An 11,802-nucleotide genomic window follows, 5' to 3' on the forward strand; every position below is an offset into this window, starting at 1 on the left:
TATATATAAACAGTACCTGAACCACAGGGAGCCCCCCTGTGGTTTTTTATTTTTCCAAAAGGGAGTCAATCAAAGCATGATAAGCGCATCAAACATTACCCTTGCCTACGGCAAGAGAGTCCTGTTCAAAGACGTCAACATAAAGTTCACCCCCGGGAACTGCTACGGACTAATCGGCGCCAATGGCGCAGGAAAATCCACCTTTCTGAAGATTCTCTCCGGCGAGGTGGAAGCAGACAAGGGGGAGATCACGGTCGGCCCCAGGGAAAGAATTGCAGTACTGCGACAGGACCAGTTCGCCTTCGATGAAGAGTCGGTATTCAACACCGTCATCATGGGTCACGCACGTCTATACCAGGTAATGGCCGAGCGGGAGGCAATCTACTCCAAGGCGGATTTCTCCGAGGCGGACGGGATTCGCTCCGCGGAACTGGAGGCGGAATTTGCCGAAATGAACGGCTACGAGGTGGAGTCCGAAGCTGCTGTGCTCCTGAACGGTCTCGGCATCTCCGAGGAACTGCGGCAAAAGAAGATGAAGGAACTGGAAGCAGGGGACAAGGTGCGGGTGCTCCTCGCCCAAGCCCTCTTCGGCAACCCTGACGTGCTCTTGTTGGACGAGCCGACCAACCACCTGGACCTGAAGTCCATCGCCTGGCTGGAGGATTTCCTCTACCGCTTTTCAAACACGGTCATCGTCGTTTCCCACGACCGCCACTTCCTCAACCAGGTCTGCACCCACGTGGCAGATATCGACTTTGGCAGGATCCAGGTCTACGTGGGGAACTACGACTTCTGGTATCAGGCAAGCCAGTTGACCCTCAAGCAGAAGCAAAACGACAACCGCAAGGTTACCGATAAGGCCAACGAGCTGAAGGAGTTCATCCAGCGTTTCAGTTCCAACGCATCCAAGGCAAAACAGGCCACTTCGCGAAAAAAACTCCTGGAGAAGCTCACCATCGAGGAGATGCCGGTTTCATCAAGGAAGTACCCGTACGTGGTGTTCAAGCCGGAGCGCCCCTGCGGCGACATCATCCTGGAGATAAACGGTCTCTCCAAGCAGGTTGACGGGATTGCGGTGTTAAACGACCTCACGCTCACCGTCCGCAAAGGGGACAAGATCGCCTTTGTCGGCGCCAACAGCCTGGCCAAGACGACCCTCTTCCAGATCCTCGCCGGCGAGCTGGAGCCGGACGCAGGTTCCTTCCGCTGGGGAATAACCATCACTCCCGCCTATTTCCCGAAGGAAAACAGCGCCTACTTTGAAAACGACCTGAACCTCATCGAATGGCTCGGCCAGTTTTCTCCCCCCACCGAAGGGGAGTCTTTTGCCCGCGGTTTCCTCGGCCGGATGCTTTTCTCCGGGGAAGAGGCGATGAAAAAGACCAGCGTCCTCTCAGGCGGAGAGCGGGTCCGCTGCATGCTGTCGAAGGTGATGCTCACCGGCGCCAACGCCCTCATCCTCGACGAGCCGACCAACCACCTGGACCTGGAATCGATCACCGCCCTGAACAACGGTCTCATCGCCTTCACGGAGGTGGTACTTTTCTCCTCCCACGACCACGAGTTCGTCTCCACCGTGGCAAACCGGATCGTAGAGATCACCCCCGGCGGGATCATCGACCGGGTAATGGGCTTCGAAGAGTACCTGGAAGATGCCGAAGTAACGGGGCTTCGGGACGAGCTGTTCCACGGCCATCAGGAACTGGCGCTATAAGGGGCACCACCTTTCCGCAATCAGGGGCGCAGCATGCTGCGCCCCGCCGTTAGCCTTGAATCAAGTAAATACACCAGACATATATCCCCCCATCCAACCAAGATCTCAATAATTTCCTCAAATTTGAACTGATCTCCCGCAGACTATCTCCAGAAGGGTACATCTTTCCTGAGCCGGACAAGCCGGAACCAAAATATTTTATTTCACGCAACGACGCGACGACGCAACGTTTTAAAACCATGAACCAATAATTTGTTTAAAAGCCTTTCGTCGCTTAAAAGCGCCTACTTTTGGTGCATCGTCGCGTCGTCGCGTGAGTCATGTCTTGCTTTAACATTTTGCTCACATATTGTAACTTCTCAAGTCGTAAGAGACTAACGGCTATTATAAGTTATAATTTACCAAAGTACTGATGGAGGTCCGTTTCGTGAAACTTCTCTTTGCCGGCGACGTGATGCTCGGCCGGCTCGTCAACCGGGCTTTGCAGCGCCTGCCGCCGGAGTACCCCTGGGGGGACACCCTCCCCCTCTTCGCTACAGCCGACTGGCGCATGTGCAATCTTGAGTGTGTCATTTCAGACAATGGCACGCCATGGTCGCTCACGCCGAAGATATTCCATTTCCGCTCTGATGCCGGAAACGTGGCCGTGCTGCAAGCGGCCCATATCGATGCCGTTTCCCTCGCCAATAACCACTCACTCGATTACGAATACGAAGCGATGTTCGACATGCTCCGCATCCTGAACAAAGCAAAAATCGCCCACGCCGGTGCCGGTGCCGATCTGGCAGAGGCCTCCCGTCCGGCCGTTTCACAGGTACAGGGGTTAAGGATCGGCGTAATCGCCTTCACCGACAACGAACCTGCGTGGGAAGCGGCAACGGAACAAGCAGGAGTCTGGTTCGTTCCCATCGACCTGCAAAATGCGCGGGCTGCCGGGCTCATGGCAAAAATACATCGCGTCAGGGCAGAAGTAGACCTGCTCGTGGTTTCCGTCCACTGGGGCCCCAACTGGGGGCACGAACCGCCGCCGGAACACATCGACTTCGGCCGTGCGCTGATCGATGCCGGGGCCGATGCGGTCTTCGGTCACTCGGGCCACGTCTTCCGGGGGATCGAGATATACCGGCAACGGCCGATCATTTACTGTGCCGGCGACTTTATCGACGATTACGCAGTGGATGAGGTAGAACGTAACGACCGGTCGATGATTTTCATCCTCGAATATGATCAGTGTTCTTTGAGCAAGATCCGCCTTTATCCGACCGTGATTCGGGATTTCCAGGCGCGCCTGGCTCAGGGCTCGGAAGCGGAATGGATCGGCCGAAAAATGCAGCAGCTGTGTGCAGATCTGGCTACTTCAAGCCTATGGCTCAGGGATGAACAGTGCCTGGAAATCGTGCCGACCTGAAGCACCTGCAAGCCGTTGTATTTCCTGCATGTTCATTAAATACAGTTTCCCCATTCAAGCAAATACCGTTTTAAATAATCCCAAAATAACGACCAATCATCCGCAAAGCCTTCAGACAGCCGACTTTCATCCTTTATATAAGAAACAAACGTATGCCCAGCAAAGATTATTTTACCACTGGTTGCTTTAATGATAAAATGGTGTTATAAATTTTATACGGCCTGACACACTTGTCCAACCAACCGGCGACAACGGAGGGGTTCACATGGCAACGGAAACATTACGCAAAGATTACCCTGAGGGATTCGAGGGCGCTATTGCCGGCCTTACACTTTCAGACGTGATTCAACTGAAGGGAATAAATCGTTTTTCCGGGTGTATTTCCGTGGAATACGGGAACAGGCTCGGGTATATATTTTTCCGTGATGGAGAGATAATCCATTCCGAACAGGAGGGCGAATCGGGGGCTGATGCTTTTTATGAGATCATGAGATGGCCTTCCGGAAGCTTTAAAGTCCAACCAAAAGTAACAACCACCAACAATACCATTCAGGATAACTGGCGTTTCCTCATTCTTGAAGCGCATCGATTGATGGACGAACGTCACGAAGGGGACAAGACCGATCTTTCACCAGTCGCGGTCAATACAGCCACGGGAAGCGAAGCCCGCCCGACAAGCACCATCTCCGCAAAACTCAAACAGATACCCGGGGTAGAACATGCCGTGTTGATGGGAAAGGATGGTATCCCCACGTCCGACCGGAGCCTTGAGGGAGAAATCCTTGCGGCACAAGGAACATTCCTGGCGCTGACGGCCGATCGGCTAGGCGGTTTCTTTGGCGCCGGCAACCTGAAATCGGCCGCAGTTCAAGGGGAAGTGCGCCAGTTGCTCCTTTTTGAATCGAGACAGCAGTACCTGAGTGTTGCGGTAAAGCCTGACTCCCGACTTGACGCGGTTGAAGCGGAAATCAAAAAGGCCCTCGTCCCCAATAAATAACGGCTTGTCGCATTAAAGAATGTGAAGACAGCTGATGCGGAAATGCAGTAATGGGAGGGAATCATGGAGGCGGTTCTACAGCAGATCAATACGGTGCCAGGCGTAATCGGCAGCCTGATATGCAGGGAAAACGGCGAACTTGCGGCGCACTCGTTCCCGCCCCTCTTCGATGGCGCAATCCTGCAGAATGCGGCTGATGCAGTGGCCGAAAGTTCCGTGGGGCTTTCAAGCTCAACCGGCGACGTGAAAATTATCGACCTGCGCTATGACGATGGGCGCATCCTGGTGAAACCGCTGCAGCAGTCATTCCTGCTGCTGCTTTGCACTAAAACGTTAAACCTGCAACTGCTGGTCATGTCCCTCAACGTTGCGACAAAGAAGCTCGAAAAACTCTGCCAAACACGGACAACCGCCCCTTTATCTATGGCCATGCCGGCCGTTCAACCTACCAGAGCAATGGTCCTGACAACGGAGAAAGGGATACTCCTGCAGACGGAGATCATGAAATCCACTGCCAACACTTTCTGGGACCAGATGTTGGACGTGGTTGCCATTAACAGAACCACATCCCTGGAAATCAGTAATTTCTTCAAAACGGGAGCGTTCAAGAAAATCAAGCTTACCAACCAGGTCACCGGTCACAGTAAAAGTTTTCCCGTAAGGATCATCAACAATGACAGCGAGCAAAGGTTTACCGGGAAAGCGGTAATCAGCCTGGCCATTGCGGAAACGCTCCGGGTAAACTCCAACGATCAGCTCCTCGCAGAACTTGTCGTCGGTGGAGGAAGATTGGGCTGGGAAGGGATCTGACTTCTTCGTTGCAGATATAGGCCTAAGACAGGTCAATAGATGGCGTAGTTCGCCGGGTCGGAAAAAACCTCTTTCAGAAACATGTTATTGAGATAGTGGCCTGTCTTGTGCGCCTCTACCCGCCCGAGCAGACGGTAACCACAGGTGTAGAAATCGCCGATCAGGTCGAGGATCTTGTGGTTGACCAGTTCCTTCTTGTAGCGGAGACCCTGTGGATTGACGATGCTGTCGCCGCCGATCACCACTGCGTTGTCGAGGGACCCACCCTTGGCCAGTCCTGCCTTCTTTATCGCCTCGATCTCCTCATGAAGAACAAAGGTACGGGAGTTGATTATGGAAATGGCGTTTTCCACATCCATGACCCTTTTGCGCTGCCGCCCCACCGGGGGCCGGAACTCGATGGTCATGGTGATGTCAAGGGTATTGAGCGGTTTCACCCGGACATAGGCATCGTTATGCTTGACTTCAACGGGACGCTGCACCTTGAGATAGACCCCCGACTCCGGGAATTCATAGATACCGGCCCGCCAGAGCTCATGGTAGAACTCCCAGGCAGAACCGTCCATGATCGGGACCTCCGGGCCGTCGATATAGACGATGCAGTTGGTGATGCCGGAGAAGTAGAATGCCGCCATCAGGTGCTCGATGGTCGCCACAGATGCGCCGTTGGCGGCAACCTGGGTGGAAAGTCGGGTATCGGCAACCATGTCGTAGCGTGCGGGGATGAGGTTGCCGTTAAAGACGAAGGCAATGCCGAATTCACGCCGGGGGAGGAATTCCATGGTCACTTCCCGGCCGGTGTGCAGGCCGATGCCGGCCAGCTTGAAGATGCGATTTATGGTGGTCTGTCGTTTGATCATGATCGGGGCGTACTTCCTTTTCTTCTTTATGAAATATATCGGCGCAGCTCACCCACCCGATTACCGGCGGGTCCGACGGCTAACATAACCCGAAAAGTGTTTTTTTAGGAGGAAAAAATAGGGTGGACAGTCAAAAAAAGCGGCAAAAAAACCCCGGACCTTCAGGCCGGGGCTTTTTTCTGCGGAGCAACCGTAGAGGGGTTGCCAAGTTCATTGCTAACGTCGACCTCCTCCATACATCTCGCCGGGAGGAGTGTTCCGCCACTGTTCACGCATGTGGCGGCGCTCCTCGGGGTTCATCTTTTTCCATTTCTCGCGCAAGGCCTGCCGCTCCTCCTGAGGCAGCCCCCTGAACCACTTGTACCTGCTGCGGATGTTCTCCTGCTCTTCGGGAGGGAGTTGGCGGAACCGCCGGTAACGCTCGCGGATACGTTCCCGTTTTTCATGGGGAAGCTGCTGCCACCCCTTGAATCGCTCTTTTGCCTGTTCCTGTTCCTCGGGCGGCATCAATTTCCAACGTTCGACCCCCTTGCGCAAACGTTCCTGCCTTTCTGCAGGGAACTTGTCCCATCGCTCGGCAAAAGGCTTGAGCACCCGTTGTTCTTCGGATGGCAGGCTGTCCCAGGTCGTCCCCTGCTGCCCGGCACGGACACCCGTCGCCAAAAACAGCATGCAGATGGCAAGCGCAATTCCCAGACATTTATTCATCGTTTTTTCCCTTTTGCGGCGGGGTTTTCTTCTCAGCGCGCATCGCCGTTCTCCGCCAGCCAGCGATAAAATTCCAGGTCATCGTAGAGATCAAACTGCTCCTGCGATGCGACAATCTCCGTATCTTCAGGGTGGGCCGCCACCATGTTCCGCCGGGGAGCGGCTGACCAGAGGGAAACCGCGACAACGGCCACTGTTACCGTGGCAAATCCTCCAGCGGTAACCCACCGAGGAATATCGCCAAATCTCCACCCACCCGTATGGGCCTTTTCCAGCGCCCGCATCCTGCCGCTCTTCAACCGCGCCAGCGTAACGGGATCGAGCTGTTCGACGCCGGCATCGAGCTCTTGTTTGATCCTCTGTAAAAATTCCTTTTCCCGTTTGTCGATGTTCATGAACGGTACTCCCCTAAAAGCCCCTGCATGGTATGCACGGCACGCGAATAATGGGTTTTGACGCTCCCTTGCGAGCAGCCCATGGCACAGGCTGTCTCAGCCACATCCAGCCCCTCCCAGGCACGCAGGAGAAAGGCCTGCTGCTGGCGGAGCGGCAATGATTTGACCGCCCTTTCCAGTGCCGACGCCAGGTCCCGCCTCAGCAGCAGTTCGGCAGGCGTATCTCCCCGGCTATCCGCAACGTTCTCCAGTTGGTCGCCATCATTTTCATCACCATCACCCGCTCCGCCGAACCAGAAGCGAAGACGGTTACGCACCGTGTTGCGACGGTGCCAGTCGATAATCCGGCTCTGGAGAATCCGGTAAAACAACGGTTTCCATTCACCTTCCGGCCGCGTTGCATAGCGTCGGACAAAATCGAGCATTGCATCCTGGGCAAGGTCAAGGGCGTCATCAAGGGTGCCGACGGCTATCTGCGCCATCCGCAACGCACGACGCTCAACATCCGCCAGGAACAGATTTAATGCCTCAGTCGTATCCAGCTGAACTCCCTGCGCCGTCAAACTGTTTTTATCCGGCAATGGCGCTTATATCATCAATAACGCACGTCTTTTACATGCGTTGACACGAGGGTATCATTTTATTGTGGATGAGCGCCACCATTTTGAAAGGGGGAAAGGAAGATGAAGGATTATCGGGTAAACCGCCGGACGACCTCGGTGAAGCGGGGATAGGCTGCCAGCAGTTCGGACCGGGAGGGGATGGTAAAATCAGCAAAGTCGAAGCCGGGAGCCACCAGGCAGGTAGCCATGGTAAAGTCGCCAAGGGAACGGGCGGCCTGAAGCACGCCAGGGGGAACGACCATGAACGGCTCTCCATCGTCGCCGGCCTGGGTCAATCTCAAAAGCCTGGGGCTATCTTCCAGCAGTACGAGCTCCAGAGGAGCCCCGGCCAGATGTATCCAGGTCTCTTCGCTCCGCACCCGGTGAAAGGCGGAGAAATCCTCCTTGGCCAGCAGGAAGTAGATGGCGGTCATGGCGACCCGCTCGCCGGGATAGCCTGGCAGCAGCCCCAGTGAACGGCTTGAACGATGGATCTCCCGGTACCACCCACCCTCGGGATGTGGCAGAAGTCCATAACGGGCGATGAGCGATTCAAAAGTCACTTTCGGGTCCTCCCGGATGGAATTTGCATAAATGTAAAACAACTAAAACTCCGCATGCCTCGGTGTCCGCGGAAAAGGAATGACATCGCGGATGTTCTCCATGCCGGTCAGGTACATGAGCAGCCGCTCGAATCCCAGGCCGAAACCGGCATGGGGGCATGATCCCCAGCGTCGGCTGTCGAGATACCACCAGAGCCCGTCTTCGTTTATCCCCATTTGAGCCATCCGCTCCAGGAGGAGGTCAAGCCGCTCCTCACGCTGGCTGCCGCCGATGATCTCTCCCACCTTCGGCACGAGCAGGTCCATGGCTGCCACGGTTTTGCCGTCGTCATTCTGTCGCATGTAAAAGGCCTTGATGTCCTTTGGGTAGTTGACGAGAAAGACCGGCCCGCCGACCACCTTCTCGGTAATGTAGCGCTCGTGCTCCGATTGCAGGTCGAGCCCCCACTCCACGGGAAAGGCAAAGGGGACCTTCGCCTTTTTCAGGTGGGTGATTGCCTCCGTATATTCCATGACGGCAAAAGAAGAATCGGCCACCGCCCGAACGCGCTCCAGCAAACCCTTGTCGATCTGCTCGTTAAAAAACGCCATATCTTCGCCGCAGTTATCGAGGACGTGACGACAGAGGAATTTCAGGAAATCCTCGGCCAGCGCCGCATCGGCCATGAGGTCGGCAAAGGCCAGCTCCGGCTCGATCATCCAGAATTCCGCAGCATGCCGGGCGGTATTGGAATTCTCCGCGCGAAAGGTCGGGCCAAAGGTGTAAATATCGGAAAAAGCCTGGGCAAAGAGCTCTCCTTCCAGCTGGCCGCTGACCGTAAGCCCCGTGGCCTGGGCGAAGAAGTCGCCGGAGTAATCGACCTCCCCCGCCGCAAGCGGCGGTCTTGCCATGTCCAGGGTGGTGACGCGGAACAATTCCCCGGCACCTTCGCAGTCGTTGGCGGTGATGATCGGGGTGTGAACGTAGAGGAATCCCCGCTCGGCAAAGAAGCGGTGCACGGCCTGGGCCAGGGAGGAACGGACCCTGAACACGGCACCGAAGGTATTGGTACGGGGGCGCAGGTGGGCGATGGTCCGCAGGTATTCGAAACTGTGTCTCTTTTTCTGCAGCGGGTAGGAATCGTCCGCAGGGCCGATGATCTCCAGCTCTTCCGCCGCAAGCTCGTATTTCTGGCCTGCTGCCGGAGACTCCCGCAATATGCCCCGTACAGCAACTGCACTGCCGGTGCCGATCCGGCAGACATCCTGATAATTGGGGAGGGCCGGCTCGACCACTACCTGGAGACTGGTCATACAGGAACCGTCATTGATGGCGAGGAAGGTCACGTCCTTCCCTACCCGCACCGTCCTTACCCACCCCTTAAGTACAAGCTCTTCACCCGGCCGGGAAGCCGCCAGCGCCGCACTGACCCTTGTTCTACCGTACATGTTCGAACTCCGTTCTCAGTTCCAGGTTCTACATTCCAGGTTCCAAGTATAAAATCTAGAACGCGGAACGTCTTCTTTTATTGCGATAATACTAGCATATCGTAAATGCAACCACAAAACCATAGTTGACACTAAAGGGCCTTGGGGTATATTTTAGCACGGTGATGATGAGACTATCCGTAATTATCCTGTTAATAACCATGCTGACGCTGGCAGAAGCCAATGCGGGCAATTCAGCGCGCAATTTCGGCGGGGTCGGCATCGACGGAGTCCCCTGGGCCAACGGGCAGATTGTGGTACGCCAGATGGTAGCAGGCGGCCCCGCACATCTGGCAGGGCTCAAAGTCGGCGACATCATCACCCATATTGACGGCAAAGCGACCATGGGAAGCAACTTTCAGGATATGGTCGAACACCGGCTGCGCGGCGAAGCCGGCACCAGGGTCATGCTAAAGGTCAGCAGACCGGGGAACAGCAAACCGCTGACATTCACCCTCACCCGCAGGCAACTGGTCACAGCCGGCAGCAAGAAGAACTGAAACAGATACCCAGCAAGAACCATAAATCGACAAACCCTGAGGATATGACCATGCCCGCCATAATCAGAACCATCATCGTCCTGACCTTTATTCTGCTTGCCGCCATCTGCCAGGCGGAAACCGCGGCCGATGGTCCCCAGAGCCCGATTAGCCCAGCAGCACCAGCCAAGCATAAGTATCCGAAGATCGTCCTCTATTCGGTCTCATGGTGCCCCCATTGCAAACAGGCAAAGGAATACTTCACGAAAAACAACATCCCTTTCATCAATAAGGATGTGGAGCTTGACGATGCCGCCATGAACGATCTGACCAGGAAATACAAGAGCCAGGGGGTGCCGGTCATCGTCATCGGCGATGACAAGGTGATTTTAAAAGGATTTGATGAGCAAAAGTTTCTGAAGGCGATCAAGGGCCTGCAAGAAAAATAAAACGCAAAAAGGGAGCCAACCGGCTCCCTTTTCAGTTCCTTACTCCTTACTCCTTACTCCTTACTCCTTACTCCTTACTCCTTACTCCTTACGGCCTTTTCAAGTCCCGCCGCTTTTGGTGATGAGCATCACCCCGGTGCAGACCAGGATTGTGCCGGCCCATCTCAACGGCGTCACCACCTCGCCAAGGAAATATTGGGAAAGGAAAGCCACCAACACGTAATTGAGGGCCTGCATGGGAAGCGCTACGGTAAGGTCCTCCCAGGAGAGCACCGCCAGCCAGAGGAAAAAGAACACCGCCAGCATGGCGGTGCCGATAATCAGCTTGGGAGTAGTGAGCGCCTTAATCGCCACATTGAGTATCCCGCGCAGGTTCATGGCCGAAATATCGCCGATCTCCTTCATCCCTTTCGCCAGTAGAATGTCGCCGATGGTCCCGGCAGTAACGGCCAATAACATGACTATGAAGGTCTTAAGCATAAGTCTTTCTTTCTCCCCGGTAATTTCGCAGGGTAATTCCCATATTTTTCAGTTTCTCTTTCACGGCAGGGCTGGTCAACGCCGTCAGTTCACCTTCATGCTGGTAGTCGGGCATCCATTTTTTCAATTCATCGCAGGGATGACAGCCCGGATGAAAATATATCTCCGTAACACCCTCGTCAAGGCTGTCAAGAGCCTTCAACAGGTAATCCTCAGTCATGCGGCCGGAATTGAGCAGTCCCTTCACCTCGTCGGTGTGTGAGATGCTCCGCATTGCCAGCTCAGGCTCGCAGCGTCGTGCCAGGGAAGCAAAAATGAAGGCGTCCGCAGCCTTCCCCATGACCCGTCGCCGGTCTATTGCAAGGTCGTTAAAGAACCTCTCCCGGCTCAGGCGGAAACTGGCGATGCCGTAGCGGGGCATCAGTTCCAGCAGGATATCGAACACCACCGGATGCATATGGATATTGAGGTGGCCGTCGATATGGGAAAGGGGGATGCCGGTTGCCAGGAACTTTTGTATCTGCGCCTCGATCTCCCGGTAGAGCTGCTTGCGCAGGGACTTCAGAAAAAAATAGCGCATGCCCGCCATCACCGGGTCGTTGGGGAAGTTCCCCTCCCGGTCGACAAGGGAGGGAAAGCCGGGATGCCCAGCTACCGCCCTCCCCTGCACCAGCGTGAGATGCAGTCCCACCTGAAGGCCGGGGTTCTCCCCGGCAAGCGCCACCGCTTCTTCAAAGCCGCTTCCTCCGACCATGAGCGAGGTGCTGGTCAGTATCCCTTCATGCCAGGCAGAGATGATGCCCTTGTTGGCGCCTCTGGAAAGGCCGAAATCATCGGCATTTATAATGAGCTCTTTCATCGATAGCTACG

General features: G+C 55.3%; 14 protein-coding genes. 6 read left to right on the plus strand and 8 right to left on the minus strand.

Translation table 11 applies throughout. The features are described 5' to 3' along the window. Nucleotides 1-76 precede the first annotated feature (76 nt). The 4 genes from GURA_RS15010 (at nucleotide 77) to GURA_RS15025 (ending at nucleotide 4,929) form a co-directional block, all read left to right on the plus strand. The gene (locus GURA_RS15010; RefSeq protein ID WP_011939790.1) at nucleotides 77-1,714 is read left to right on the plus strand and encodes an ABC-F family ATP-binding cassette domain-containing protein; all 1,638 of its coding nucleotides are present in this window, start codon (nucleotides 77-79) and stop codon (nucleotides 1,712-1,714) included. Between the two features lie 427 nt (nucleotides 1,715-2,141). Then, nucleotides 2,142-3,122, plus strand: a complete 981-nt coding sequence (locus GURA_RS15015) for a CapA family protein (protein ID WP_041245481.1) — start codon at nucleotides 2,142-2,144, stop codon at nucleotides 3,120-3,122. Between the two features lie 265 nt (nucleotides 3,123-3,387). Further along, on the plus strand, nucleotides 3,388-4,119 hold the full coding sequence (locus GURA_RS15020; RefSeq protein ID WP_011939792.1) for a DUF4388 domain-containing protein: 732 nt from the start codon (nucleotides 3,388-3,390) through the stop codon (nucleotides 4,117-4,119). 63 nt (nucleotides 4,120-4,182) lie between these two features. Next, nucleotides 4,183-4,929, plus strand: coding sequence for a roadblock/LC7 domain-containing protein (locus GURA_RS15025; RefSeq protein WP_011939793.1), 747 nt, complete (start codon nucleotides 4,183-4,185; stop codon nucleotides 4,927-4,929). Nucleotides 4,930-4,961: 32 nt separating this feature from the next. On the opposite strand, the gene lpxC is transcribed toward GURA_RS15025, so the two are convergent. The 6 genes from lpxC to asnS form a co-directional block, all read right to left on the minus strand. After that, nucleotides 4,962-5,789 carry a UDP-3-O-acyl-N-acetylglucosamine deacetylase gene (gene lpxC / locus GURA_RS15030; protein WP_011939794.1) on the minus strand — a complete coding sequence of 276 codons (828 nt, stop codon included), beginning with the start codon at nucleotides 5,787-5,789 and terminating at the stop codon, nucleotides 4,962-4,964. Between the two features lie 216 nt (nucleotides 5,790-6,005). Then, the gene (locus GURA_RS15035) at nucleotides 6,006-6,497 is read right to left on the minus strand and encodes a DUF3106 domain-containing protein (RefSeq protein ID WP_011939795.1); all 492 of its coding nucleotides are present in this window, start codon (nucleotides 6,495-6,497) and stop codon (nucleotides 6,006-6,008) included. Between the two features lie 32 nt (nucleotides 6,498-6,529). After that, entirely contained in the window at nucleotides 6,530-6,892 is a 363-nt protein-coding gene (locus tag GURA_RS15040; protein ID WP_011939796.1) for a DUF3619 family protein, read from the minus strand. Then, nucleotides 6,889-7,455 (minus strand): RNA polymerase sigma factor, encoded by a 567-nt coding sequence (locus GURA_RS15045; RefSeq protein WP_049818931.1) that lies wholly within the window; start codon nucleotides 7,453-7,455, stop codon nucleotides 6,889-6,891. The genes GURA_RS15040 and GURA_RS15045 overlap by 4 nt, the downstream gene beginning before the upstream one ends. A 128-nt stretch (nucleotides 7,456-7,583) precedes the next feature. Next, on the minus strand, nucleotides 7,584-8,057 hold the full coding sequence (locus tag GURA_RS15050) for a cupin domain-containing protein (protein WP_041246030.1): 474 nt from the start codon (nucleotides 8,055-8,057) through the stop codon (nucleotides 7,584-7,586). Nucleotides 8,058-8,099: 42 nt separating this feature from the next. Next, on the minus strand, nucleotides 8,100-9,485 hold the full coding sequence (gene asnS, locus GURA_RS15055; protein WP_011939799.1) for an asparagine--tRNA ligase: 1,386 nt from the start codon (nucleotides 9,483-9,485) through the stop codon (nucleotides 8,100-8,102). A gap of 164 nt (nucleotides 9,486-9,649) precedes the next feature. On the opposite strand from asnS, the gene GURA_RS15060 reads away from it, so the two are divergent. Together GURA_RS15060 and GURA_RS15065 are read left to right on the plus strand one after the other, a co-directional pair. Further along, on the plus strand, nucleotides 9,650-10,024 hold the full coding sequence (locus GURA_RS15060; RefSeq protein WP_011939800.1) for a S41 family peptidase: 375 nt from the start codon (nucleotides 9,650-9,652) through the stop codon (nucleotides 10,022-10,024). A gap of 50 nt (nucleotides 10,025-10,074) precedes the next feature. Beyond that, the gene (locus tag GURA_RS15065; protein WP_011939801.1) at nucleotides 10,075-10,452 is read left to right on the plus strand and encodes a glutaredoxin domain-containing protein; all 378 of its coding nucleotides are present in this window, start codon (nucleotides 10,075-10,077) and stop codon (nucleotides 10,450-10,452) included. A gap of 99 nt (nucleotides 10,453-10,551) precedes the next feature. Here the strand turns inward: GURA_RS15065 and GURA_RS15070 are convergent, their stop codons facing one another. Beyond that, the gene (locus tag GURA_RS15070) at nucleotides 10,552-10,932 is read right to left on the minus strand and encodes an EamA family transporter (protein ID WP_011939802.1); all 381 of its coding nucleotides are present in this window, start codon (nucleotides 10,930-10,932) and stop codon (nucleotides 10,552-10,554) included. Further along, a complete protein-coding gene (gene hpnK / locus GURA_RS15075) occupies nucleotides 10,925-11,791 on the minus strand; it encodes a hopanoid biosynthesis-associated protein HpnK (RefSeq protein ID WP_011939803.1) in 867 nt (288 codons plus the stop codon). Before hpnK ends, GURA_RS15070 begins: the two co-directional genes overlap by 8 nt. Nucleotides 11,792-11,802: the final 11 nt, after the last annotated feature.

Origin of the sequence: Geotalea uraniireducens Rf4 (genome assembly GCF_000016745.1) — a bacterium.
GTDB lineage: Bacteria > Desulfobacterota > Desulfuromonadia > Geobacterales > Geobacteraceae > Geotalea > Geotalea uraniireducens.